The 25,394-nt window shown below is 45.9% G+C and carries 18 protein-coding genes and 2 pseudogenes; 15 read left to right on the forward strand and 5 right to left on the reverse strand.

Features of this window, described 5'->3' with window-relative positions:
- The first annotated feature begins 5 nt into the window (after positions 1-5).
- The gene (gene prlC / locus L5L98_RS12820; protein ID WP_105250706.1) at positions 6-2,045 is read left to right on the forward strand and encodes an oligopeptidase A; all 2,040 of its coding nucleotides are present in this window, start codon (positions 6-8) and stop codon (positions 2,043-2,045) included.
- A gap of 176 nt (positions 2,046-2,221) precedes the next feature.
- Positions 2,222-2,752 (forward strand): thioesterase family protein, encoded by a 531-nt coding sequence (locus L5L98_RS12825; protein ID WP_011791203.1) that lies wholly within the window; start codon positions 2,222-2,224, stop codon positions 2,750-2,752.
- A 24-nt stretch (positions 2,753-2,776) separates the two neighbouring features.
- Here L5L98_RS12825 and L5L98_RS12830 read toward each other — a convergent pair whose 3' ends face one another.
- Positions 2,777-3,424 (reverse strand): glutathione S-transferase family protein, encoded by a 648-nt coding sequence (locus L5L98_RS12830; RefSeq protein WP_168826194.1) that lies wholly within the window; start codon positions 3,422-3,424, stop codon positions 2,777-2,779.
- A gap of 206 nt (positions 3,425-3,630) precedes the next feature.
- Here L5L98_RS12830 and L5L98_RS12835 point away from each other — a divergent pair, with 206 nt between their 5' ends.
- The 5 genes from L5L98_RS12835 to L5L98_RS12855 all read left to right on the forward strand — a co-directional run bounded on the left by L5L98_RS12835 (position 3,631) and on the right by L5L98_RS12855 (position 10,190).
- Entirely contained in the window at positions 3,631-4,320 is a 690-nt protein-coding gene (locus tag L5L98_RS12835) for a DNA-3-methyladenine glycosylase I (RefSeq protein ID WP_105250704.1), read from the forward strand.
- 814 nt (positions 4,321-5,134) lie between these two features.
- Positions 5,135-6,280 carry an efflux RND transporter periplasmic adaptor subunit gene (locus L5L98_RS12840; protein WP_105250703.1) on the forward strand — a complete coding sequence of 382 codons (1,146 nt, stop codon included), beginning with the start codon at positions 5,135-5,137 and terminating at the stop codon, positions 6,278-6,280.
- A 9-nt stretch (positions 6,281-6,289) separates the two neighbouring features.
- Complete coding sequence (locus L5L98_RS12845; RefSeq protein WP_105250702.1) at positions 6,290-9,424, forward strand: efflux RND transporter permease subunit; 3,135 nt, start codon at positions 6,290-6,292, stop codon at positions 9,422-9,424.
- A gap of 141 nt (positions 9,425-9,565) precedes the next feature.
- Positions 9,566-9,829, forward strand: a complete 264-nt coding sequence (locus tag L5L98_RS12850; protein WP_263141372.1) for a hypothetical protein — start codon at positions 9,566-9,568, stop codon at positions 9,827-9,829.
- 37 nt (positions 9,830-9,866) lie between these two features.
- Positions 9,867-10,190 carry a hypothetical protein gene (locus L5L98_RS12855; protein WP_263141375.1) on the forward strand — a complete coding sequence of 108 codons (324 nt, stop codon included), beginning with the start codon at positions 9,867-9,869 and terminating at the stop codon, positions 10,188-10,190.
- 56 nt (positions 10,191-10,246) lie between these two features.
- Here L5L98_RS12855 and L5L98_RS12860 read toward each other — a convergent pair whose 3' ends face one another.
- Positions 10,247-11,869, reverse strand: coding sequence for an AbgT family transporter (locus L5L98_RS12860; RefSeq protein ID WP_263141378.1), 1,623 nt, complete (start codon positions 11,867-11,869; stop codon positions 10,247-10,249).
- Between the two features lie 559 nt (positions 11,870-12,428).
- Between L5L98_RS12860 and L5L98_RS12865 the strand changes: the two genes are divergently transcribed.
- The 3 genes and pseudogenes from L5L98_RS12865 to L5L98_RS12875 all read left to right on the forward strand — a co-directional run bounded on the left by L5L98_RS12865 (position 12,429) and on the right by L5L98_RS12875 (position 14,836).
- Positions 12,429-12,995 carry a LemA family protein gene (locus tag L5L98_RS12865; RefSeq protein ID WP_173497831.1) on the forward strand — a complete coding sequence of 189 codons (567 nt, stop codon included), beginning with the start codon at positions 12,429-12,431 and terminating at the stop codon, positions 12,993-12,995.
- Positions 12,996-13,044: 49 nt separating this feature from the next.
- Positions 13,045-14,081, forward strand: a pseudogene (locus L5L98_RS12870) (DUF3137 domain-containing protein).
- Positions 14,081-14,836 carry a lytic transglycosylase domain-containing protein gene (locus L5L98_RS12875; protein WP_263141382.1) on the forward strand — a complete coding sequence of 252 codons (756 nt, stop codon included), beginning with the start codon at positions 14,081-14,083 and terminating at the stop codon, positions 14,834-14,836. Before L5L98_RS12870 ends, L5L98_RS12875 begins: the two are co-directional and overlap by 1 nt.
- Positions 14,837-14,905: 69 nt before the next feature.
- On the opposite strand, the gene L5L98_RS12880 is transcribed toward L5L98_RS12875, so the two are convergent.
- Positions 14,906-15,751, reverse strand: a complete 846-nt coding sequence (locus L5L98_RS12880) for a 23S rRNA (adenine(2030)-N(6))-methyltransferase RlmJ (RefSeq protein WP_263141385.1) — start codon at positions 15,749-15,751, stop codon at positions 14,906-14,908.
- Between the two features lie 93 nt (positions 15,752-15,844).
- A complete protein-coding gene (locus L5L98_RS12885) occupies positions 15,845-18,109 on the reverse strand; it encodes a GGDEF domain-containing phosphodiesterase (protein ID WP_105250693.1) in 2,265 nt (754 codons plus the stop codon).
- Positions 18,110-18,375: 266 nt separating this feature from the next.
- Between L5L98_RS12885 and L5L98_RS12890 the strand changes: the two genes are divergently transcribed.
- Both L5L98_RS12890 and L5L98_RS12895 read left to right on the forward strand, forming a co-directional pair.
- Positions 18,376-19,122 carry a class I SAM-dependent methyltransferase gene (locus L5L98_RS12890; protein WP_063882138.1) on the forward strand — a complete coding sequence of 249 codons (747 nt, stop codon included), beginning with the start codon at positions 18,376-18,378 and terminating at the stop codon, positions 19,120-19,122.
- Positions 19,123-19,350: 228 nt separating this feature from the next.
- Positions 19,351-19,998, forward strand: a complete 648-nt coding sequence (locus L5L98_RS12895; protein WP_263141391.1) for a CatB-related O-acetyltransferase — start codon at positions 19,351-19,353, stop codon at positions 19,996-19,998.
- Between the two features lie 46 nt (positions 19,999-20,044).
- On the opposite strand, the pseudogene L5L98_RS12900 reads toward L5L98_RS12895, so the two are convergent.
- Positions 20,045-21,009, reverse strand: a pseudogene (locus L5L98_RS12900) (LysR substrate-binding domain-containing protein).
- A gap of 185 nt (positions 21,010-21,194) precedes the next feature.
- On the opposite strand from L5L98_RS12900, the gene L5L98_RS12910 reads away from it, so the two are divergent.
- The 3 genes from L5L98_RS12910 to L5L98_RS12920 all read left to right on the forward strand — a co-directional run bounded on the left by L5L98_RS12910 (position 21,195) and on the right by L5L98_RS12920 (position 25,279).
- On the forward strand, positions 21,195-21,944 hold the full coding sequence (locus L5L98_RS12910; RefSeq protein WP_263141399.1) for a 3-oxoacyl-ACP reductase family protein: 750 nt from the start codon (positions 21,195-21,197) through the stop codon (positions 21,942-21,944).
- A gap of 413 nt (positions 21,945-22,357) precedes the next feature.
- A complete protein-coding gene (locus tag L5L98_RS12915) occupies positions 22,358-22,768 on the forward strand; it encodes a hypothetical protein (protein ID WP_212599483.1) in 411 nt (136 codons plus the stop codon).
- Positions 22,769-23,167: 399 nt separating this feature from the next.
- Positions 23,168-25,279, forward strand: coding sequence for a protein-disulfide reductase DsbD family protein (locus tag L5L98_RS12920; protein WP_263141401.1), 2,112 nt, complete (start codon positions 23,168-23,170; stop codon positions 25,277-25,279).
- The last annotated feature ends 115 nt before the right edge of the window (positions 25,280-25,394 follow it).

Below are 25,394 nucleotides of genomic sequence, written 5' to 3' on the forward strand. Positions count from 1 at the left end.
TCAATATGAGCAACCCTTTGCTTAGCGGCGCAAAATTACCGCTTTTTTCACAGATTAAACCGGAACATATTCAAGTCGCCGTTGAGCATGCCATTGCTCAGTGCCGCACTAAGATTGATGAAGTGCTGCAGAACCAAGGTCCTTTTACGTGGGACAACTTGGTCGCGCCATTAGAACAGGTTGACGATGAGCTAAGCCAAATTTGGTCGCCCGTTTCTCATATGAATTCAGTGACTAGCACAGATGAGTGGCGTGCCGCCCATGATGCTTGTTTACCTCTTTTATCGGAATACGGCACTTACGTTGGCCAACACCAAGGTTTGTATCAAGCCTATAAAGCGCTGCGAGCATCCAATGAATTTGCACAATTGAGCCAAGCGCAGCAGATGGTGATAGAGCACAGCCTGCGCGACTTTGAATTATCAGGTATTGGCTTAGATGACGCGCAAAAAGTGCGTTATGGCGAGATTGTAAAACGTCTTTCTGAACTCACCAGTGGCTTTTCGAATCAATTACTGGATGCGACGCAAGCTTGGACTAAGTTGATCACTGATGAAGCTGAGCTTGCTGGTTTGCCTGAGTCTGCCAAAGCCGCCGCTAAAGCGATGGCGCAGTCGCGTGAGCTAGAAGGTTGGTTATTTACCTTAGATTTTCCATCTTACCTACCCGTCATGACCTACAGCGAAAACCGCAGTCTTCGGGAAGAATGCTACCGTGCGTTTGTCACTCGCGCTTCAGATCAAGGTCCCAATGCCGGAGAGTTTGATAACAGCCCGCTGATGGACGAAATTCTTGCTTTACGCCACGAACTCGCATTGTTACTCGGTTTTGACAGTTTTGCTGACAAATCCCTAGCGACGAAAATGGCTGAAACGCCGGCGCAGGTGATGGCATTTTTAAATGAATTAGCGCTGCGCTCAAAGGATCAAGCTAAGGCAGAACTGGCTGAGCTGAGAGCGTTTGCCGAGGCCGAATATGGCGTGACTGAAATGGCCTCTTGGGACTTAAGTTTCTATGCTGAGAAGTTGCAGCAGCATAAGTATGAGATTTCACAGGAAATCCTGCGTCCGTATTTCCCCGAAGATAAAGTGCTCTCGGGTTTGTTCTACACTGTATCGCGTTTGTTCGGCCTTAAAATCCTTGAGCAAAAGGATTTTGACCGTTGGCATAAAGACGTGCGTTTCTTCGATATTTTCGACGAAACTGACGAACACAGAGGCAGTTTCTACCTCGATTTATATGCCCGCACAGGTAAACGTGGTGGTGCTTGGATGGATGACTGCCGTGTGCGCCGTCAAACCGCCAATGGATTGCAAAAGCCAGTGGCTTATTTGACCTGTAACTTTAATGGTCCGGTCGATGGCAAACCCGCGCTGTTTACCCATGATGAAGTGACAACCCTGTTCCACGAATTTGGCCATGGTATCCACCACATGCTGACCAAAATCGATGTTGCAGGCGTGTCGGGTATCAATGGTGTGCCTTGGGATGCGGTCGAGTTACCAAGTCAATTTATGGAAAACTGGTGTTGGCAGGAAGAAGCATTAGCCGAAATTTCTGGCCACTTTGAAACCGGCGAACCATTACCTAAAGCCTTATTAGATAAAATGCTGGCGGCGAAAAACTTCCAGTCTGGCATGATGATGCTGCGCCAACTCGAGTTCTCATTGTTCGATTTTAGAATGCACCACGAATACGACCCAGCTAAAGGCGCGCGCATTCAAGAAACCTTAGACGAAGTGCGTCGTCAGGTAGCCGTATTAACACCGCCAGATTTTAACCGTTTCCAACATGGTTTTGCCCATATTTTTGCGGGGGGTTATGCCGCAGGTTATTACAGTTATAAATGGGCTGAAGTGCTCTCGGCGGATGCGTTTTCCCGCTTCGAAGAGGAAGGTATTTTTAACCCTGAAACGGGTCGTCGCTTCCTGCACAATATCCTCGAAATGGGTGGCTCAGCCGAACCTATGGACTTGTTCAAACAGTTTATGGGACGCGAGCCGAATATCGATGCCCTGTTAAGACATTCAGGTATTGCTGCATAAGCAATTGTGAGTTTTGATAAATCAGCCCATTTTAATGGGATGATTATCTGAGGGTATTTAGCTTAATCGAACGATAAAAAGACGCCTTAGGGCGTCTTTTTTTGTGAGCTATATCCCGCTTGCCCTGTGGTATGACCTCTGTTAGCCTGTGGCTCTTATTTCAAGGGTGGCGCGTTATGAATCTGTATTTTCGTTTGTTTTGGTTGTTATTCTGGCGCACGCGCCATTGTCGTAAGATCGATTTTCTAGGGACAAGCCGTATCACTTATCGTGCTTTACCGAGCGATTGCGACATTAATTTCCATCTGACTAACTCCCGCTATCCCGCGTTTATGGATCTGGCGCGGACCTATATGTTGGCTGAGATGGGTCTGCTGAAACGTTTCTTAAAGTTGAAGTGGATGCCGATAGTCAATGCCGCCGAATTTACCTATATTCGCGATATTAAGCCGCTGAAAACCTTTGAGATTGAAACCAAAGTCGTCGGTTGGGATGAAAAATATTTCTATATTGAACAACGTTTTGTGAGCGAACGTGGCCTACATTGTATCGTCCATGTACGCGGTGTGTTTGTGTGCAAAGGTAAGCAAGTGCCGCTAGATGTGTTAGTGAAAGAGGCTGGTTATACCGATCCTGCACCTGAGTTGCCGCCCGAAGTCGTGAAGTGGAAAGCGTTTTTGCAGTTGAAGAAAGAACGCAATATGTGATTGTGTTGAGGCATGACTTACTCGCTAAGGTATGCCTCTTATTCCTGCCGTTTCCTCCATCTCAGCCAGTAACACCTCTTCTTGTACTAACATCCAAGCGCCACGCAGTTGTGCCTGTTGCCAATAGCGCACGATTTCATCTAAATCCAACAGGTTTAGATGTTGGAAGCTATAGCTTAAGCAAGGGATGAGTGCACAGTCGGCTAAGGTAAAACTGTCGCCACAGACCCAATGATGTTGTGTGAGTTGCGCGTCTAAGCGTTGAAACTGTGCCAGTAGTTGCTTCTCTAATTGTTTGATTTCGAATTCATTACTGTCTTCTATATGCTTTAACTTTTCTAATTGAAATAATGGGTTGTTAATATCATTGTCTATGATGCGATCGAACAAACGTACCTGTAAGTTGCGTTGTGGTTCTTGTGGCAGCAGCTGGGTACTGTTTTCAAAATGCCTATCTAAGTACTCGATAATAATGCTGGATTCGGGTATCAGCTGTTCATTTTGGGCTTTAAGCAGGGGGATTCGCGCTTGCGGATAACGTTGGTGAAATTCCTTGCGGGACAAAGGGTCGCGTAGATCTATGATTCTGGGATAGAAGTTGGCCTGCTTTTCATAAAGTGCGATGAGCACTTTCTGTGAATAGCGTGATAACGGGTGATAAAAAAGCTCCATAGGCACTCACTCCAAACCCAGTCTTTTGCGGACTTTACGTTTTAACTTTAGTCGTAATTGAAGCGCCTGCTGTAAGAGTTTTTTTAAAAAATGCTGGAACAAACACAATTTTTCTTGGCAAAGCCAAGTGATCCATCAGGGATAAAAATCGGTATTATGAGCCCATATAGAAAGTGTCGGGATTTAATCATTTTAAAGGTAATAATATGAGCCAGTTAGAGCGTTTTTCATCTATTTATGCCAGAGCCAGTGAGCGCAAAGGCGGACCTGCTGGACTCGAAGCCTTATTGTCTGGTTGCCTGTCTGATGATGAAATTCGCCAATATCGGGATGCTGAATTATTGTCGGCGATGAGCCGTCAGGTGTTTCAAAGTGGTTTTGTATGGCGGGTGGTTGTGAACAAATGGCCCGAGTATGAGAAGTCTTTCTTTGGGTTCGAACCGCATAAAGTATTAATGTTATCGCCTGAGCAAATTCAAGCGCGGGCAAGTGATGCGACCTTGATTCGCCATCTTAAAAAGACTCAAGCCATTTATGATAATGCTCTGATGATCCACGATGTTGCTCGCGAACATGGCAGCTTGGCGCAGCTGATCGCCGCTTGGCCGACGCAGGATATTATTGGTTTGTGGGCGTTGTTGAAGAAACGAGGTACTCGATTGGGCGGCAATACGGGTCCCTATTTTCTGCGCGGTATTGGCAAAGATACTTTTTTGTTAACCGATGATGTACAAGGCTATTTTAAAGCACATAAGTTAGTCGATACGGGTTTTTCATCACAAACGGCGCTTAAACAAGTGCAAGCCGTATTTAATCAGTGGCAACAGGAGTCGGGTCGTTGTTTGGCTGATATCAGCCGTATTTTGGCTTGCAGCGTGGGCGATAATCGAATTTAGTCCTGTTAAGTTGTGATTGAAGATGAACAAATTAGTTTTAATAGACAAATATTGCTTTGCTAGCAATATTTTTCATTACAGAAGCATTATTTGTGGGAGTCTGAGTTTCATTTAATGGGGTATTAATCTGAATTTCGGGTTTGCTCCGTTTTGGGGTAACCACTAAAATAGCCCGCTAGCTATTATTTGTGACGGTTTAATTGTGTGGCGTTGACTCATAACGCTGGCGCTGCCTTTTAGCCGTGCACAAATAGTAGATGTAATAAACTGCACAGCAATCCGCTATCGGATGTATTCATGTTTTTACGCACAAGCAGTCTGAAGCCAGCTCTTTGCTTACTCTCTTTCGGTATTGTCAGTCTTGATAGGGTCGTTTTTAACGACTTGATGCTGAGAGTGGCCTGAGTAAAAACAAGCGCGCTGCGTTTTCGTCTCTATGTACAAATTATTGCAACAAGTGACGGTTAAGCTAACGTCATTGAGCTGTGGGCCTTGGCCTGCCGCAAGTCTAGAATATGAACAGATTTGCAACATATTCAATATGGAGTAGGCTTATTGGGTGTTTTACGGCATATCCCCCTAACAATGCCACTCAAAGTTAACCGATTTTTTAAATCGAATAACAATTCGATGAATATAGTAATGCTGAATGAGTGAAAATTTTCATTAGTTTACAATTTAGTTTCGTTATCTTCCTTGTTGATTCATATAGGCTATGAGATAAATAACGGATTTGATTTTAGTTACAATTACGGCTCGTGTCAGCGCAATAAGTGTACTGGTATGTGGGCAGTTAATATTTGAAGGAGTTCTCATGCGGCAGACAATTAAACTTGCCTCAGTTATAAGCGTGGCGTTATGGATGGCAGCTTGCAGCCCTCAAGAAGAGAGCGCTCAGGCGGGTGCTGGTCCACGTAGTATGGAAGTGGGAATCCTTAATGTTGTTGCCCAGCCACAAGTGATTCAGGTGGAATTACCAGGACGCAGTAAAGCTTTCCTCGAGGCTGAAGTTCGTCCACAGGTTAACGGTATTATCACTAAGCGTAGTTTTGTTGAAGGTGGCAATGTGAAACAGGGTGAATCCTTGTATCAGATTGACTCTTCAACTTATAAAGCTGCTTTAGTGAGTGCCAATGCTGATTTAGCCAGAGCGAATGCGGGCTTAGCCTCAGCAAAAGCTAAGGCGGCACGTTATCAGCAATTGGTAAAAACCAACGCCATCAGTAAGCAAGAGTTCGATGAAGCTGAAGCGGCTTATAAAGAAGCATTGGCAAATGTTACCGTGGCTGAAGCTGCGATTAACACCGCTAAAATCAACCTGCAATATACTGAAGTATTAGCGCCTATCTCTGGTCGTATCGGTAAATCGAGTGTGACTGCGGGGGCGTTAGTGACTGCCAACCAAAGCCAAACGCTGGCGACGATTCAACAACTTGATCCTATCAATGTGGATATCGCGCAATCGAGTGCTCAGTTGTTACGTCTTAAAGCTAAGTTGCAGCAAGGTAAGCTACAAGCTTCAGAAAATGCAGACGTGAAATTATTGCTTGAAGATGGTACTCAATATAGTCATCCGGGTAAGTTGCAGTTCGCTGAAGTGAGCGTGGATCCAAACACTGGCTCCGTTATTCTGCGCGCAGAATTCCCTAACCCTGAAGGTATCTTGTTACCTGGCATGTATGTTCGCGCTATGTTAAATGCGGGCACTGATCCACAGGCTATCTTGGTTCCACAAAAAGCGATTACGCGTAACTCTAAGGGTGAAGCTGTGGCTATGGTGGTGAATGACCAAGGTTTAGTCGAAGCGAAAACAGTGACGACCGCAGAAGTGATTAACAACCAATGGCGAGTCACTTCTGGTTTAACTGTGGGCGACAAGTTGATTGTGGAAGGATTACAGAAAGTTCGTCCCGGCGCTCCAGTAACCACCAAAGTTATTTCTGAAACGCAAGCACAATAGGGCATAGCTATGGCACGTTTTTTTATTGATCGCCCCATCTTTGCGTGGGTGATCTCCTTGATTATTATGCTGGCGGGGATCCTCTCGATCCGCTCGCTGCCAGTGTCCCAATATCCTAACATTGCACCACCAACCGTGGTGATCAGTGCTAACTATCCTGGCGCTTCCGCTAAGATTGTTGAAGATTCTGTGACTCAGGTGATTGAGCAACGTATGACGGGTATCGATCACCTCCGTTATATCGCCTCAGCCAGTGACAGTTTTGGTAATGCTGAGATCACTTTAACCTTTAACGCTGAAGCCGATCCGGATATTGCACAGGTTCAAGTGCAGAACAAGTTACAGGGCGCTATGACCCTGTTACCGCAAGAGGTGCAGGCGCAAGGGGTTAACGTTAACAAGTCGAGTTCAGGCTTCTTAATGGTATTAGGCTTCGTATCGACCGATGGTTCGTTAGATAAAGGCGATATCGCCGACTATGTTGGTGCGAACATTCAAGATCCTATGAGTCGCGTACCGGGCGTAGGTGAAATTCAGCTGTTTGGTGCCCAATATGCGATGCGTATATGGCTAGATCCGTTGAAATTGACTCAATACAACTTGACCAGTTTAGACGTTATCGCTGCGATTCGTTCTCAAAACGCTCAAGTTTCAGCTGGACAGTTAGGTGGCGCGCCCTCTGTGGCTGGCCAAGAGTTGAACGCAACTGTATCGGCTCAAAGCCGCTTACAAACGGCAGAAGAGTTCCGCAAAATTATCCTTAAATCGGATATTTCAGGCGCAAACGTCTTCCTAAGTGATGTGGCACGAGTTGAATTAGGTTCTGAAAGTTATGCTGTGGTGTCACTGTATAACGGTCAACCTGCGACAGGGTTAGCGATTAAGCTGGCAACGGGTGCTAACGCGCTTGATACTGCTGAAGCTGTTCGTGAAAAAATTGCTGAGATGAAACCTTTCTTCCCGCAAGGGCTAGAAGTTGTTTATCCTTACGATACAACGCCTTTCGTTGAAAAATCGATAGAAGGTGTAGTGCATACCTTGCTTGAAGCTATTGTACTAGTGTTCATCATCATGTACCTCTTCTTGCAAAATTTCCGCGCAACTTTGATCCCGACTATTGCGGTACCTGTGGTATTGCTGGGAACCTTTGCGATTCTGTCGTTAGCGGGTTTCTCGATTAACACTTTAACCATGTTTGCTATGGTGCTCGCCATTGGTTTGTTGGTGGACGATGCGATTGTGGTGGTGGAAAACGTTGAGCGGGTAATGGCCGAGGAGGGCTTAAGTCCACTGGAAGCGACGCGTAAGTCGATGGATCAAATTACCGGTGCTTTAGTCGGTATCGGTCTGACCCTCTCCGCAGTGTTTGTCCCTATGGCATTTATGTCAGGTTCAACGGGGGTTATTTATCGTCAGTTCTCTATCACTATCGTATCTGCGATGGCGTTGTCTGTTCTAGTTGCTTTGATTTTAACACCTGCACTTTGTGCGACTATGCTCAAACCGATTAAGAAGGGCCATGCTCATATCGAAACTGGCTTCTTTGGTTGGTTTAACCGTAGTTTCGATAAACTGACTAATCGTTATGAGTCGAGCGTTGCTGGGATCATCAAGCGCGGCTTTAGAGTGATGGCGATTTACGTTGTGCTGGTTATTGCAGTGGGTTGGATCTTTATCCGTATGCCTACGGCGTTCTTACCAGATGAAGACCAAGGTATTTTGTTCACGCAAGCCATTTTGCCGACTAACTCAACTCAAGAAAGCACCTTAAAAGTATTGGAGAAAGTGTCTGATCACTTTATGGCTGAGGAGGGCGTGAGATCGGTGTTTAGCGTGGCGGGCTTCAGTTTTGCGGGTCAAGGGCAAAACATGGGTATCGCCTTCGTTGGTTTGAAGGATTGGTCTGAGCGTGAAGCACCTGGTATGGATGTGAAGTCTATTGCTGGTCGCGCTATGGGTGTGTTCGGTCAGATGAAAGATGCCTTAGTATTCGCCTTCGTACCGCCTGCGGTAATCGAGTTGGGAACAGCGAACGGTTTCGACATGTACCTGCAGGATAAGAACGGCCAAGGCCACGAGAAGTTAGTGGCGGCACGTAATCAACTGCTTGGTATGGCGGCACAGAATCCAAATCTGGTGGGTGTGCGTCCAAACGGTCAAGAAGATGCGCCAATTTATCAATTACATGTAGATCACGCTAAGTTGAGCGCGTTAGGCATTGAAATCACTAATGTGAACAATGTGCTTGCAACGGCTTGGGGTGGTTCTTATGTGAATGACTTTATTGACCGTGGCCGCGTGAAGAAAGTATATGTGCAAGGTGATGCCCAGTATCGTATGCAACCGGGAGATTTAGATTCTTGGTACGTGCGCAATAACAAGGGTGACATGGTGCCATTCTCTGCGTTTGCCACAGGTGCATGGGAATACGGTTCTCCACGTTTAGAACGCTTTAACGGCTTACCATCGATGAACATTCAGGGTGCCACGGCTCCTGGTTTCAGTACCGGTGCAGCTATGACAATTATGGAAGACTTAGCCAAGCAGCTTCCTCCTGGTTTTGGTGTCGCGTGGAACGGTCTATCGTATGAAGAACGTCTATCGGGTAACCAAGCACCAGCGCTGTATGCTCTGTCAATCTTAGTGGTCTTCTTAGTATTGGCAGCACTCTATGAAAGCTGGTCGGTACCCTTTGCAGTTGTGCTCGTGGTTCCGCTTGGGATCATCGGTGCCTTGATTGCAATGAATGGTCGCGGCTTGCCAAACGACGTGTTCTTCCAAGTGGGGCTGTTAACCACAGTAGGGTTAGCGACTAAGAACGCCATCTTGATTGTGGAATTCGCTAAAGAGTTCTATGAGAAAGGTTCAGGCTTAGTTGAGGCGACCTTACATGCGGTGCGTGTGCGTCTTCGCCCCATCTTAATGACGTCTCTAGCCTTTGGTCTGGGTGTTGTGCCGTTAGCTATCAGTACCGGTGTAGGCTCTGGTAGTCAAAACGCCATTGGTACAGGTGTACTCGGCGGTATGATGAGCTCGACTTTCCTAGGGATCTTCTTCGTACCATTATTCTTCGTGATAGTGGAGCGTCTCTTCAGTAAGCGCGAGAAGAAAGGTAAAGAACAGAAGCCAAACTCAGCTGAATAAGCTCGATCGTTTCTAAACTTCTAAACTAAAGCCCTGCAATTGCAGGGCTTTTTGTTATTTTAATGCTGTTAGTTATAAAGATGGATAGGCACTGTCCGCGAGTTCTGGCATATTGCGCTGAGGCAGTTAAGAGGACGAAACATGGATGATGCTGCGTTGGAATTGCAAAAACTAGATGCACTCATTGCTAAGGGTAAGATGTACGTCATTTTGGTCTTTGGCGTATTGTTCTGGGGTATGCTGACGTCCCTCGTGGTCGCCTTAATACATTATTTTATCTCGGGCGATCCATTCTGGGCGGAACTGCAAAGAGCGCTCTATATTTATCCCATTGGCGGTATTTTATTTGGTTGGTTTGTGTGGGTGCAGATTAATCGTAAGCGAGATAAACTTCGCGCCCAATAGTATCAATAGTTCTGGTTAAGCTGAGTGTAGGAGTGACATGGCGTTTTCGTGGGGTAATCTTGCCACTAAGCAACTTATCGTGGGAATGGTATGCCATGGCATAGCGCTGGCATTTTTGGCCTATGGCATTTATGCATTTTACTTGCAGGAGCTTGTACTACCAGAGTTAACTCGCTGTGTCGGTGCTGCAGTGTTATTTGTAGGAATGGGGTTAGCCCCTCAATTATTTTTTATGTCAGTGAGCCAGATAGTATCGCAAGCTGAGGACTCGACATTAAAATCTACCCTACAGACCTATGTGTTTAATCTAGGTATTTTTTTGATGATCTGCAGTCTGTTAATGGAATGGCTATACGACTAAAGCTATCGAATAAAGAAAGGGCGTCGACTTCACCATCGACGCCTTTTTTATTGCGATTAAGGCGTGTAGTAAGTCGCGGCTCCCGGCCCAACGGGCAGACCAAAGCCAAATACCCACAGGAAGAAGAACGCTGTCCAACCCACGAAAAACACGAGCGAGTACGGCAGCATAGTGGCGATCAGCGTACCTATCCCTAGGTTTTTCTGGTAACGACAGGCAACCGCTAAGATTAAACCAAAGTAGCTCATCATAGGTGTGATTAAGTTAGTCACCGAATCCCCAATACGGTACGCCGCTTGAATCGTTTCGGGCGCATAACCAACCAGCATCAGCATAGGCACAAAAATAGGAGCGGTAATGGCCCACTGGGCCGAGGCACTGCCAAGCATCAAGTTGATAATGCCGCAGAGCATAATAAAGAACAAAAATACGATCGGGCCCGTCAAGCCAATGGATTGCAGAGCATCTGCACCTAACACCGCCAATACTGCACCTAAATTACTCCAGTTGAAGAAGGCGACAAACTGCGCGGCGAAAAAGACGAGGACGATATACATGCCCATAGTGCTCATGCTGTGGGACATGGCATTGATGACATCTTTATCATTTTTGATGCTGCCCACGACTTTGCCGTAAATAAAGCCAGGTATGGCAAAACAGATAAAGATAAAGGCGACTATGCCCTTGAGGAATGGCGAACCTGAGATGAGACCGGTTTCAGGATGGCGCAGCGGTGCGCCTTCTGGTACGACTGAAATCGCTAAAATAACCGCGAGCACTAACATAGATAACCCAGCCCATTTTAAGCCGCGTTTCTCAATAGTACTGATGCTCTCCATCGATTGCAGTACGGTTTCGTCTGCATCATCATCTTGGTATTGACCTAACTTAGGTTCGACGATTTTTTCGGTGACAAAGGCGCCAAGGAAAGTGATCACAAAGGTGGAGACAAACATGAAGTACCAGTTTACTTCTGGGCCGACGTTGTATTGAGGATCTATCATGCGCGCCGCAGCTTCGGTAATGCCCGATAGCAAGGGATCGACAGTACCAAGCAACAAGTTAGCGCTATAACCTCCTGAAACCCCGGCAAAAGCGGCAGCTAAACCTGCAAGTGGATGGCGGCCAAGGGAGTGGAAAATCATCGCCGCCATAGGGATAAGTACCACATAGCCAAGCTCGGCAGCGGTGTTGGACATAATGCCGGCAAATACTATGGTCACAGTGACTAATCGTTTAGAGGCACCCATGACTAAGGCGCGCATAGCCGCAGATAATAAGCCAGAGCGTTCGGCAATCCCGACGCCGAGTAGCGCCACGAGTACAGTGCCGAGCGGCGTAAAGCCGGTAAAGTTGGTCACTAGATGCGAGACTATCATCCGCAAACCTTCGGCGTTCATCAGGCTCACCACATGGATTAAACCGTCGGCACTGTGGCCGTGTGAGCCAATAGGTCTAGGATCGACCACGGTTAACCCAAAGTAGCCCGCAATACCTGAAATAATGACCACGGCAACGCAGAACAGTGCGAATAAGGTGATTGGATGGGGCAGCAGATTGCCTAAGCGTTCAACAATATTGAGAAAACGTACAAACCAACCACTAGAGCTGATATCGCCCTGTTGTGGATTGGGTTCAGAAGCTTTTTGTGGGGGAATATCGCCGGAATTAAAACTCATCGTCCTTCCTTTATGTCGACCTTTACGCAGCGCAATATTTTGACCCTATAACAGACTCGAGACATTGCCGACGGCCGATTGTGGATGACGTGGCTGAGGGGATAACTCTAGGTGCAAGACTCGGAGTGAAAGCTAAGGTAAAAGTTAAAAAATTAGCGGCAAAGTATGATTGTTAAGTTTTAATTGAAACTTAAATGTTGCTATTGTCTGTGTTGAGGTGAGGAGGGCTAAAATTAGGATAAAAAAATGGACTCTCGAGGAGTCCAGTATTCACGAGCAAAATTGGATGCTCTAATGTTGTGCCATATCACTATAGACCTTGTTTGCTGTATCGGAGCTGAATATCGATAAATTTATAGGTTAAATACTGTTTTTTATGCAGATGATCACTTTTCATCGCTGAATATGGCCAGTTTCGTTGATGATTGCTCGTTAGATGACATCGCCAGCTCTGACCAGCGAGTAATTTCATTGTCTTAATCAGCCCGCAGGTGAAATTTTCACTCATTTATGGTTAGCTGTATCCTATTAACAAGAATAAGAAACCTAAGGATGGAAGATGGAAAAATTGTTATTGGGATTAACGCTGATTTTTATCGTGACCTATCTTTGGTACGTCAGCCTAGTCAAAAAGCGCAATACCGCGCTCGAAGCCTTGTCGGGTATTGATGTACAGCTGACCAAGCGTGCCGACCTTGTGCCTAATATTCTAAAAATTGCTAAACGATTTATGGAGCATGAAAAGTCATTGCTCACTGAAATCACCGAATTACGCACTCAGCTCAGCAATAATTACAACAAGGCCGATCCGAGTGCCGTTAAAGAGCATTTAGTTCAGGCCGAGCGGTTGAACGACAAAATGAGCACCTTGATGGTGAATGTGGAGAACTATCCCGAGCTCAAATCTGACAACACTATGTTGCAGGCGATGCAGACCTATAACGAGGTCGAAGCGCATATCTCAGCTGCGAGGCGTTTTTACAACTCGGCAGTTTCCGAGCTTAATACTGCGGTAGAAATCTTCCCCGGCTCGATTATCGCTTCTATGGCGAGTATTAAAGTGATGCCATTCTATGAGGTAAGTGAAGCGGCAAAAGCGCCCGTAGATGCGGCCGAATACTTGTAAGCTTAGCTGTGCAGGGTGAGTTATCACCCTGCAATACTATGACATCAATATGAATATCATCACTTTTATTTTAGGTAGCCCGATTCGGACTTATCGGGGCCTGTTGGTTTGTCTGCGGATTTTGACGAACTACCTCAACTCGAAGCGTATTACGAAGAACATATCGCGCCCATCAGTCGCAAATATGAAACTAAGCGTGTGGCTTGCCTTAAGGCGGCGCGTAAACGTTTGTATTTGAGTTTGATGATAGTGCTTGGGCTGAGCTTGCTCACCGTTATTGGCTACTACAGCGGCGGCGCTTATTTCCCGCCTTTGCCATTGCTTGCCTTAGTCGGATTAAGCTGGTGGAGCTTTGCTCCGACTCGTGAGTTTAAGCATTTGGTTCAAAATGATATTTATCCGCTGATGTTTAAATATTTCGGCGATGATTTTATTTATAGCCGCGAAATGCGCCTCGACATGAATCGACTCGTTGCGGCTAAAGTATTACCGCGATACGACAAAGTCAGCTTCGGTGACTATATACAAGGCTGCTATAAGGGCGTTGAGTTGACGGTCAATGAGCTTACCTTGACCAAGAATGTGCAAGTCGAAGAGCTGGATGTCGGTACGAATAGCCGCAGAAGTGTGACCCGCACGGAAACCCAGTTTCGTGGCTTAGTGGTTGAGCTGAGTAGCCATAAAGCGTTTATGGGTCATACTGTGGTGCTGAGGGATCGCGGTGGTGTAGCAAATTTCCTGTCCGACAGCCATGCGGGACTGGTACGAGTCAAACTTGAAGATCCGCAATTTGAAAAAGAGTTCGACGTGTTTTCAACGGATCAAATCGAGTCACGTTATTTGCTCAATACGGCATTTATGGAGCGCTTACAGGAGCTTGCCAAACATTTCGATGGCAATATTCAATGTGCATTTTTCCGCAATAAACTAACTTTGTTCCTGCCGAATCGCAGAACGCATTTTCAAATGCAGTCCATTTTTCATGGCGCAACCTTTTCAGTAGAATTTAGTCAGATAAACCGAGAAATGAAGCAACTCTTTGCTATTATTGAAGTACTTAAACTTAATCAGTACACGGGACTTTGATGTTGCTTACTCGCTTAGCGCTTGCTCGTACACTGACTTTTGCAGCCTTTTCATTGCCCTGCAGATTTGAGGTGTTAGGCCTGTGCTTATTATTGATATCGAGTTTGATGATAAATGCAAATGCTGAGGAGGCGCGCGAAAAAGCTAAGCCGCGTATTGTGGCGCGGTACTCACAGAGCGGCATAGTGAGTAGTGAAGGTCTAGAAAAACTCAAAATTTATCAATACCAACAAGCTAATGGTGTCACCGTATTTACCGACAAAGCCCCCGCAAATAACCAGTATCAAATTTTGTTATATGACTGTTTTGCCTGTCGTCCCGATTCGACCATAGACTGGAATGGTATTCGGCTATTTACCGCTAATTATGATGCCTTGATCTCCCATGCAGCCCATAAGCATCAACTTGATCCCGCCTTAATCCGCGCTGTGATCCACGCGGAATCAGCCTTTAATGCGCGTGCACTTTCGCGAACTGGCGCCATGGGATTAATGCAATTGATGCCAGAAACAGCAAAAGAAATGGGTGTAGCGAATGCATTTTTACCCGAAGAGAATATCTTAGGTGGCAGCAAGTATTTGGCACAAATGCTAAAACAGTTCAATGGTGATGTCGCATTGGCCTGTGCGGCTTACAATGCGGGGCCGACGACCGTGGTTCAGTACAATGGTATTCCGCCCTATCCTGAAACCCAAGCCTATGTTGAGCGTGTGAAAATTTTATTGAAGCGTTACCGCGAGCAGAAGGACGTTTAGTAACCGTATTGATAAGCTAAAATGAAGTGGCGAAAATCCGGAGATCATCGCCGCCATTTGAGTCGAAGGTTACTCGCCGACTTCCCATTTTACGGTAATGTCACCGTCCACTTGTCCAAGTGTTTTACCCAAGTAATCCATTAATTCAGTTGCGATTTCGTCTAACTGCCAAGGTGGATTGATGATCCATAATCCTGCCGCTGTCATGCCAAATTCATCTGAATCGGGCTTAATGGCTTGTTCAATTCTCAGCTGACGTTTAATGCCACTGCTGGCTAGGCGCGATAACATACCTTCGGTCTGAGCGCGATTTACGACTGGATACCACAGGATAAACACACCCGTAGCAAAACGCTTGTGCGCTTTTATCAGGGTTTCGGCCACATCTTGGTAGTCGGTTTTCATCTCGTAGCTAGGATCTACTAGCACCAGAGCACGACGCTCTAATGGTGGTACTGCGGCGATAATGCCTTTTAAGCCATCACCTTTGATCACTTTAACTTGTCTGTCTTCGCAGAAATAATCATCCAATAACACATAATCAGTGCTGTGCAGCTCGTGCAAGACCATGCGATCTTTAGGCCCTAGCTCCATGTCGATAATGGCGGGTGAACCTGGGTAGAAGTTTAGTTCGTCTGGATTTTCTTCATTAAAATGGCGCACGGCGGCGACATAGTCCTGCAGTGATTGTGGTAGGTCAGTTTTATCCCAAAGCTTAGCTACACCTTCGAGGTATTCACCTGTTTTCTGTGCAAATTCATCGCTTAAAGCATAACCACCCGCACCTGCGTGGGTATCGATATACACGAGTGGTTTGTCTTTTTTGTGCATCAGCTGCAAGGTTTGTAGCAAGATGGCGTGTTTCAACACATCGGCATAATTGCCAGCGTGATAACCATGACGGTAACTTAACATGGGGTAATCCTAGTAATTTGCAAACATAGCAAAGAGAGGCAAATGCCAGTCGGCAATTATACCTGCGATGGTTCTAGGCGTAAATTTAATGCCTCAGTTGGCGCTCTTTTTATTGGCAAACCAATGTGTGGGGGTTTGCATTTGAAAGGTTTTCAGCCAGAGATTCGCTGGTGCGGGTTTACCGAATAAATAACCTTGAAATTGTTCGCATCCTAGCGCAGTGAGTTGCAATAATTGGGCTTCGGTTTCGATACCTTCGGCAATGACGTTGAGTTTTAAGCTCTTGGCTAACAGGATGGCGGCGTTAACAATTTGGGTATGGCGTTCACTAATGCCCATTTGACTGACAAAGTAACGGTCGATTTTAATTGTGTCGGCACTGATATCAATGAGCTGGCTTAATGACGCATGGCCAGTGCCAAAATCGTCAATGGCGATAGAAACCCCCATGCGAGCTAAGGTGTTTAAGCGTCGTCCTGTTTCTTTATGGGTTGAAAATACAGAGGTTTCAGTAATTTCAATTTCCAACAATGGGATGAGTTCAGGATGATTCATATAGGTTTGGATCAACACCTTAAAGAAGCGATCCGACAGAATATCTTGCCCAGATAAATTAAAGGCAATCCTAACCAGAGGCACATTTTTAGGCCAAGAACGGATCAGTTGTAGTAATTGCCTGAAGACTTTTATCGCAAAAATCGCCTGCAATTGAGATGACTCTATGATGGGGATAAAAGTGTTCGGCATGATCATAGTGCCGTCTTCATCAAACATTCTGGCTAGCGCTTCAAAGCTAGTAATGTGGCCATTGGCCATCACTTTAGGTTGCAGCCACATTTCAAGGCGGTTGTGTTTCAGTGCGTCACGGATTCTGGCTTTTTGCGATGAAGCTTCGAGAAGATTGTTAATCAAACCAATGTAATACACCATCACTGGGCTAGCTTGGGTGGTTTGTTTTATGGCAATTAAACATTGCTCCGCGGCTTGCTGCGGTGAGGCTTTATTACCTGAGCTGCAACCGACTCTGCACTCGAGATGATATTCAGTCTGTTGTTCTTGCTTAAGTTGTAGGTTTGTTGGAATACGCTCGCGTAATTGTAGCGCTAGGTTTTCAGGGGAGATAAGCGGCAGGCTAGTAAACTCGAGTGCAAACGATGCTCCTCTAAATCGGTATATTTTTGCGATATGACCAAAGCGATTTTTGAGTTCAATAGCAAAGGCTTTTAGGATGGCATCTCCGACGCTGATACCGAAAGCAGCATTAATTTGGCTAAGATTATCAATTTTGATTAAGGCTACGGTCATTTCCTGATGGATCAAGCTTGGCGCTGGGTTATACCAGTGATTTTCGTTGGGTAATCCTGTCACTAAATCATAGAAATGCGTGCTGATGTGGTGCTTTTTAAGTCGACTCAGTTCAATCGCATGGTTTGCCTGTTCTGTGACATCGTGGCAGTGAAACAACAAAGTATCATGGTGCTGTAATGAGGCTTTTTGCAGCAGATATTTAGTGCTGTTATTGTTCTTTAAATGGGTCGGAAACGAGGCCGCCAGTAAATTCGTGCTGGTATCTTCGGTAAGTTCAAAAATGTCACATAGGCGAGTGCTGTTTAGTGTGACTTCTCCAGCGATTTCCCTCGCGGCATTATTCAGGTTGAGAATGACTCCATCCTCATTGCAGAAGAAGGAGGCTGTACCATTATTTTCAAAGATTTCAGCATATTGATCTAATGTATGTTGCAGTGCATTTTGATGCTGGATCATTTGCTGTGCATGGATTTTCTGGGTTTTTAGCAGGCGCATCGCCGACAACGGGATGCAGATATTAAAAAACATAAACAGCAAACCGTTTAGATAAGCGTGGGTCGCAGGTAGGCTGATATCAATATCGATAATGGGAGGCAGGTTTTGGTTACGCAGTAGCAGTAAAAAAGGCAATACGTTGAAACACATCATAATAAAAGCGACTTTTCTGCCAAACAGGAAAAGCGCCATCAAGGGCAAGGTATATAAGAAAGTAATACCTACCTGCGATAAGTTAAAGTCAGGGATAAACAACAGCATAGATAAACAGGCTGCAATAACCATCGCCAGCAGGCTGATAGAGCTGACGAGTAAATATTTGCGCGTAAACCATAAAGACAGGAATAGTACGGTTAAAAAACTGACCGTAATGCTGATAATGAAAGTGAGGTTTAACTCATACGCAATTAAAGAGCTATGCAGCACTATGCTAGTGGTCAAGATGGCACCACTGAGCAGAATAATCCGCAATAAGCTGGTTTTTAATATCGTTTTGTCAGGATTTAAAAAATCTTGCTCCCTGATAAACAAAAAACCTTTTAGCCATTGAAGCAAAAAAAGTCCTTATCCCGTACGGAAGTCACGCAGGTTGGCTGGGGACGTAACATATAACATAAATCACTAAACTGTTATACAAATAGATTGCCGCCTTTATAAATCAGTATATTACAGTGTGATACTTGTTTGAATTATTAAGGGCGCACTGAGACAAATTGGCTAATACAGTGATGAGCTTGGTGATGTGTTTTGCTTACTAGCATATTCATAAACGAGATTTTTAGGCATAATGGCCATCATTTTCGTTGGTTAGAAGACAGCCTGTGACCCCGATTTTTTTCAATCAGCAATACCCAACACTTGTGGATATTTGTGCACGTTGGCAACTCGTCTACGATGCGAATGCGACCTTCGAATTGCGTTTTGAATCAGATACTTTATCACTGCATAAACGCGATGAGCCTAAGCTCGATGGCATAGTGGTGGATTTTGTGACTGGCGCCGTCGCTCATAGACGTAAGTTTGGTGGCGGTCGTGGCCAATCTATCGCTAAAGCGGTGGGATTAAAGCAAGGGGTAACACCGAGTGTGGTCGATGGCACTGCGGGTTTAGGGCGCGATGCATTTGTGCTCGCAAGCCTTGGTTGTACAGTAACTATGGTTGAACGTCATCCTGTGGTTGCCGCATTACTTGAAGATGGCTTACGCCGCGCCTATCAAGATGCTGAAATTGGCGATTGGATGCGTGAGCGGATGCGCCTATTTCATGGATCTAGCCTAGAAGCACTATCGAAATTGGCACAAGAGGTGGATGTGGTTTACCTCGATCCTATGTACCCCCACCGTGATAAATCGGCCCTTGTTAAAAAAGAAATGCGTGTATTCCAATCCTTAGTCGGTGCCGATTTAGATGCCGATGGCTTACTCACCCCAGCTTTAGCTTTAGCAACTAAACGTGTCGTCGTTAAGCGCCCTGATTATGCCGAAGATTTGGATGGGGTTAAACCTAATACGGTTATTGAAACCAAGAAAAACCGTTTCGATGTCTACGTAAAAGCCGCGATGAAATAGCGAAGATTTTTCTCATCGCGAACATTGTATGCTTTCAGTGACAACGGCTAGCCCATGCCGATATTTCAGTTTTATGGGCTATTTTCTTTTTTTATACCCACTTGTGATTTTTTATATGAAACTCATTCCTCTGCTAAAACAGCCGCGTATTCACTGACTATTCTAATGTGAAACTTCTCATAACATTATGTTTCGTATTAACTATTTTGTTTATAAAGAGGATTTGCAATGCGGAACAAGCATTGGTCAAAAGTTCAGTTATTGCACGAGGTGGTCACCAATCCCAATATCATAGTCAAAGGTCAGCATAGCTATTACAGTGATTGCTGGGATGCTGGCTTTGAGGGAGCAGCGGTGAGATATCTTCATGGCGATGAAGTGAGCCGTGAGTGGGAACCTAAGTGGTCTATCGATAAACTTTATATCGGTAATTATGTGTGTATCGCTGCCGAAGTTGTGATCTTAATGGGCGGAAATCATACGCATAGAGCAGATTGGTTTTGTTTATACCCCTTTATGGATTTCATCGAGGATGCCTACGTAGGCAAAGGTGATACTCATATTGGTGATGGGGCTTGGTTAGGCATGAGATGTATGTTGATGCCAGGTGTGACGATAGGTGAAGGTGCGGTTGTTGCCGCAAATAGTGTTGTCACCCAAAATATCGAACCCTACAGTATTGTGGCGGGATCACCCGCGCAATTAATCAAGTATCGGTTTGATAAAGACGTTATTACTGAGTTACTGGCGTTAAAAATCTACGATTGGCCTGGCGAAAAGTTTGAAAGCTTAAAGCGGTATTTGTGTTCGGCGGATTTTGACGTGCTCAGCAAAGCGATCACTCTCTATGACCAATCCGTACATCAAAGCAAGTAACCGTTAGTCCCAAAGTCAAAGGTCTCGCTCAGTCGAGGCCTTTTACTTATCCTGCCTTAAATCTGCTTTTGGGCGCTTTCGCTAAGTCGACCAGTTCTTCGATGATCACCCGTAGCTTGGGTTGAAGGTAAGGGGTTTTAAGCCAAATTAGGTGGATGGGTGTGTCGTCACTGGCAAGTTCGTCCAGTACTGAGATAAGTTCACCAGTTTTAAGATAGTCCTCAACCAACCATATTGGCACCTGCGCTAAACCCACTCCCGCCAGTGTGGTCGCTAAAATGGCTTCGCAATCAGCGATTTCGTGGCGTACTGGAATGTCATAGGCCTCAGTGACCCCATCCTCATTTTTAAGTAACCAGCGATGTTGCTGCCCAAGCGGCCAGCCGACAATGCATTGGTGCTGGCTGAGATCTTCTTTGCCTTGTGGCGTGCCAAGTCGAGCGAAATAGGCGGGAGACGCGCAGATCACTCGGCGTTGTTCCCCTAATCTGCGGGCGACTAAATCCACAGTGTCGCCGAGTTGTCCGACACGCACCGCCAAATCAATGCCATCATTGAACAGGTCAGTCGCTCTATCGTTAAAGGTAATGGATAACTCGAGCTTGGGATATTTTTGCGATAGCGATAATAGGGTTGGCAGTATATATCGCCGCCCAAACGTCACAGGTAAATCCACTCGCACTCGACCTGAGGGAATTTGCTGTTCGCTGCCGAGTCGGCTCTGTGCATTGTCTAGGATTGCCATGGCATTTTGGCAATCTGTGAGGTATGAATCGCCATCATTGGTTAAGCTCACACGCCTTGTGGTGCGGTGCAGCAGCTTAGTGCCTAAGCGGGTTTCTAATCGCACTATGCTTTTACTGAGCGCCGAACCAGTCATGCCTAACGCCTGCGCCGCTAAGGAAAAACTGCCGAACCAGTCATGCCTAACGCCTGCGCCGCTAAGGAAAAACTGCCGAGCTGGGCAACTGTGACGAAATGGCGTATCTCAACAAATTGATTATTTATCACGGCAATTGATTCCTTATAGGACTTAGTGAAGGTCATTTTAGTGACTTAATCATGGCAAGTGAATCACGTAAGCTACTACCACAGTATGAAAAAGAGCGTTAACTAACGGGCGAACGCCATTTTGTGATTGATTAAAAAGGTTTTTCTATACAATCAACCTTAACTTCCTATTGAGTGAGCAAACTATGAAATCGTCAAATAATCTGCAAGGTAAAGTGGCTTTTGTGCAAGGTGGTAGTCGTGGTATCGGCGCTGCTATCGTTAAAAGATTGGCGAGTGACGGCGCCGCAGTTGCCTTTACCTATGTGTCATCTGAAGCCCAATCACAATTGCTTGTTGACGAAGTTATCACCCATGGTGGTCAAGCCATTGCCATTAAGGCCGACAGCACAGAGCCGGAGGCGATTCGTCGTGCCATCCGCGAGACCAAAGCGCATTTCGGTGGCTTAGATATAGTGGTCAATAATGCGGGTACGTTGATTTGGGATAGCATCGAGAACCTGACGTTAGAGGACTGGGAGCGAACAATTAACACTAATGTGCGCAGTGTGTTTGTGGCCAGTCAAGAAGCCGCGCTGCACATGAATGACGGCGGCCGGATCATCAATATCGGTAGCACGAACGCTGAGCGTATTCCGTTTGTAGGTGGTGCGATTTACGGCATGAGTAAATCGGCCTTAGTCGGCTTGGCCAAAGGACTCGCGCGGGATTTAGGTCCAAGAGCTATTACGGTGAACAATATTCAGCCTGGACCTGTGGATACCGATATGAACCCTGATAACGGTGATTCATCTGAGCCCGTTAAAGCGATGGGCGCCCTAGGGCGTTTTGGTAAAGCCGAAGAGATCGCAAGCTTTGTCGCCTTTATCGCGGGTCCAGAAGCGGGCTATATCACTGGTGCGAGTTTGATGATTGATGGTGGGTTTTCTGCATAAGCTTTGTCTGTATTTATCTTTTAGGCAAAAGTAGGCAAAAAGTTTGATTCCAGTCATTAATAAGCCTGCACAAGAGTCACTCTGGCGGGCTTTGCTTAAGCTGTGGCTAGTTATGCAGAATCAATATGTTAGAGCATAAAAACTTGTTGAGTATGATGGTAAGAACTTAGGTCGTTGTTACTCAAATTATCCGTCAGCAAAGCGCGGTTTTATTGAAATGGTGGACTATGGCTTGACTCAGGCAAGGCAAAATAATTTGCTTGTTGATGAACTATTGTTACAATCCGCCGGTCTTATCTTCAGCTATCTGTTGAAAGACACTCATTTTTTATCTTTATTATCAAAGAATAAGACGAAGGGAAATCCAAATTTCTAAGTTATCGACTAAGCAAACAGGCAACCTATGGGGCGTGATGGTGTTTACCATTCTGACCTTGTTCTGTTTGACTCAAAATAGTGGAATACTTAACTTGTTGCTCAAGGAGTCGAGCGCGCAAGCGATGTCGGCTACGTCTTTTTCTGGTGCTGGTTTTAGCGCCAACTCAGCTTTAAACGCCAGTTCAGCTTCAAACAATATGGCTAGCCACGCCGATGCTCAAGCGGCGGGTACTGAGCTGGTCAAAAGTGAACCTAAAAAATGTGAATTGTCTGAGAAATCGATCCGAACCTGTATCGACACTCCGAGTACCATCCCATTTCTTATCCTGCTGTTCCTACTGCCGTTACTTCCCCGCGCCTCCCGCGTGATAACACTGTTACCCATACAAGGTTATCAAGCTAAACCTAGGCGAATACATCTCACACATTGTCGCTTTCAAGAATAAAAACTTATTTATCAATTTGATAGGTGGGTTTGTTTAGGCATGCTTTCTCTCAGTCAATATTTGACTTTTCTCGCCAGTTTGCCGGTAGAAAAGAAAGTTAAGCGGCTGCAGAACATCCGATTTTACACATCACACCTCCCTATCTGACTGCTTGAACTTAAGCCTGCTATCACGCTGATGTTTCTTAAGCCATTACGATATTGGTAACCAGAACATAGCGTTAGCCAATATTTATATGGCCTAGAAGCAAGGTAAGCATGCACGCAGCATCACAGAGTCTTGTTTAACTTAGCTTGGTCTAACAGCGCTTAAGTATTGCAATGGCAAATGCTGACGATATATCGAAGAGATTAATATGCAATTGAATAACAAACAGTTAATGCATATTTGGGGGACAAAATGAGTACATTAAAATCCATGTTAACCAGATTCTGGATACTCGCCTTGATAGTGACGAGTCCGTCGCTAATGGCCGCATCGACGGGGTGGTTGGTTAATGATAATCACCCGCCAGCCAAAGTACGTTTTATGCTAACGGGGGAGGTTGATCCTGCAACGAATACTTTGCCCGCTGTGCTTGAAGTACAACTTGAGGGCGATTGGAAAACCTATTGGCGTAGTCCTGGGGAAGGCGGTATCGCGCCGACGATAAAATGGGATGGCTCACGCAATCTACAGCAAGTGGATTGGAGATGGCCTGTGCCAGAGGAATTCTCATTATTGGGATTACAAACCTTTGGTTATAAAGGGAATACCACCTTTCCATTAACCCTAAAAGTCGATGATATCGCTGCGCCAACTCAGCTGCGTGGCAAAGTGACCTTGTCGACTTGTACCACTATCTGTGTACTGACGGATTATCAGATTAGTCTCGACTTCACGCCCAATGCGCTGCAAGCGGACACCGATGCCATGTTGGCTTACAACAAAGCCGTGTCGCTTGTGCCACAAAAAGTGTTGACCCAAGAGGGCCAAAATCCTGCTATGACAATGGGTTGGGATGCCGCCAAAGGTCAACTTGAAGTCAGACTCAATGATGCCAACTGGCAAAGTCCAGCCGTGATTATCGATGGCGAGCCAGATACCACATTTAAGCTAGTGAGCTTAAAACCGAGTGAAAGCGATGTTAACGGCAAGCAATTGGTCGGTATTTTTAGCGGTAAAAGTTGGCTGGGCGAGCCTGAAGTCTTAGGTAAATCGCTGAACATGACTGTCGTCGATAGCGAGCGGGCGTTGGAATACTGCGCCGAAGTTAAGCCTGTGGTGATTACCCAAGAAAGCACCTCGATATTTGGCATGATTTTGTTAGCGCTTATCGGTGGTTTGATCTTAAACGTCATGCCTTGCGTGTTACCAGTACTCGGCATGAAGCTCAGTTCAGTGGTTGCTGCGCCTGATCTTAAGCGTAATCAAATCCGTCAACAGTTCATCGCATCAGCGCTGGGGATATTGGCCTCATTTTGGTTACTGGCTGGCTTTATCTTAATGCTTAAGCTCACGGGTCAAGCGATTGGTTGGGGCGTGCAGTTCCAAAATCCTTGGTTTATCGGCTTTATGGCGCTGGTGACCACAGTGTTTGCATTCAATATGTTAGGTGTATTTGAGATTAACTTACCCTCTAACGTGCAAACCAAGTTAGCGACAACGGGCGGCAATAATAACAGCGGGCACTTTTTACAGGGCATGTTTGCTACGCTACTGGCGACACCGTGCAGTGCACCATTTTTGGGTACTGCGGTCGCCTTCGCTTTGGGCGCCGATGTACTGAGCTTGTTTGCCATCTTCACCGCGTTGGCCGTGGGTATGGCGTTCCCTTGGTTGATAGTAGCGGCATTTCCGCAGGTGGCGGGTTATTTCCCTAAACCCGGTCGCTGGATGAACACAGTCAAAGTGTTTTTCTCCGGCATGTTGCTACTCACCAGTTTATGGCTCATTAGCCTGTTGTCCAGCTTCATTGATACAATCTACCTGTGGCCATTATCTGGCATTATTACACTGATATTTATGGTGTTTATGGCTAAAAAATATGGCGCGATTGCCATTGTGAGCTGCTTAGGTATCGGCATTTTACTGTCGGCGGTTATTGCATTTATGACGGCGAACCAGTGGGCTAAACCTTTACCTGCGGATCTTGCTTGGATGCCATTGGATCAAGCATTGATTAATCAGCAGGTCGCACAAGGCAAGACAGTATTTGTCGATGTGACTGCCGATTGGTGTATCACCTGTAAGGCCAATAAAGTTGGCGTGATCTTGCAAGACCCTGTTTATAGCCTGTTGCAACAGCAGCATATTGTGCCGATGAAGGGCGATTGGACCACGCCTTCTGAGCCCATTACTCACTACCTGCAAAGCCATAATCGTTTTGGGGTGCCATTCAACGTGGTTTATGGCCCGGGTGCGCCGCAGGGGATTGAGCTGCCGGAAATTCTATCGACTGAGCTTGTGCTTGCTGCGATTGAGCAGGCCTCAGCGTCCCCTGAAAAGTCATCCGTAGCGGAAGGGAAATAACGCTAACGAACAGCCATTCACTCGGACATGTCACTCGGCAATATCACTGGCGAGTCTCATTCAATAGCGAGTCGAGTGGCACTCAACAAATACTCAGGTCAGGGATAACTCTGAC

The organism is Shewanella sp. SM23, from assembly GCF_025654295.1.
In the GTDB taxonomy this organism is placed as follows: Bacteria; Pseudomonadota; Gammaproteobacteria; order Enterobacterales; family Shewanellaceae; genus Shewanella; species Shewanella oncorhynchi.

Bases quoted from the DNA above. Each gene is read 5' to 3' on its own strand.
- prlC (WP_105250706.1), top strand. From the start codon at position 6: ATGAGCAACCCTTTGCTTAGCGGCGCAAAATTACCGCTTTTTTCACAG.
- L5L98_RS12825 (WP_011791203.1), top strand. From the start codon at position 2,222: ATGAATCTGTATTTTCGTTTGTTTTGGTTGTTATTCTGGCGCACGCGC.
- L5L98_RS12830 (WP_168826194.1), bottom strand. From the start codon at position 3,424: ATGGAGCTTTTTTATCACCCGTTATCACGCTATTCACAGAAAGTGCTC.
- L5L98_RS12835 (WP_105250704.1), top strand. From the start codon at position 3,631: ATGAGCCAGTTAGAGCGTTTTTCATCTATTTATGCCAGAGCCAGTGAG.
- L5L98_RS12840 (WP_105250703.1), top strand. From the start codon at position 5,135: ATGCGGCAGACAATTAAACTTGCCTCAGTTATAAGCGTGGCGTTATGG.
- L5L98_RS12845 (WP_105250702.1), top strand. From the start codon at position 6,290: ATGGCACGTTTTTTTATTGATCGCCCCATCTTTGCGTGGGTGATCTCC.
- L5L98_RS12850 (WP_263141372.1), top strand. From the start codon at position 9,566: ATGGATGATGCTGCGTTGGAATTGCAAAAACTAGATGCACTCATTGCT.
- L5L98_RS12855 (WP_263141375.1), top strand. From the start codon at position 9,867: ATGGCGTTTTCGTGGGGTAATCTTGCCACTAAGCAACTTATCGTGGGA.
- L5L98_RS12860 (WP_263141378.1), bottom strand. From the start codon at position 11,869: ATGAGTTTTAATTCCGGCGATATTCCCCCACAAAAAGCTTCTGAACCC.
- L5L98_RS12865 (WP_173497831.1), top strand. From the start codon at position 12,429: ATGGAAAAATTGTTATTGGGATTAACGCTGATTTTTATCGTGACCTAT.
- L5L98_RS12875 (WP_263141382.1), top strand. From the start codon at position 14,081: ATGTTGCTTACTCGCTTAGCGCTTGCTCGTACACTGACTTTTGCAGCC.
- L5L98_RS12880 (WP_263141385.1), bottom strand. From the start codon at position 15,751: ATGTTAAGTTACCGTCATGGTTATCACGCTGGCAATTATGCCGATGTG.
- L5L98_RS12895 (WP_263141391.1), top strand. From the start codon at position 19,351: ATGCGGAACAAGCATTGGTCAAAAGTTCAGTTATTGCACGAGGTGGTC.
- L5L98_RS12910 (WP_263141399.1), top strand. From the start codon at position 21,195: ATGAAATCGTCAAATAATCTGCAAGGTAAAGTGGCTTTTGTGCAAGGT.
- L5L98_RS12915 (WP_212599483.1), top strand. From the start codon at position 22,358: ATGGTGTTTACCATTCTGACCTTGTTCTGTTTGACTCAAAATAGTGGA.
- L5L98_RS12920 (WP_263141401.1), top strand. From the start codon at position 23,168: ATGAGTACATTAAAATCCATGTTAACCAGATTCTGGATACTCGCCTTG.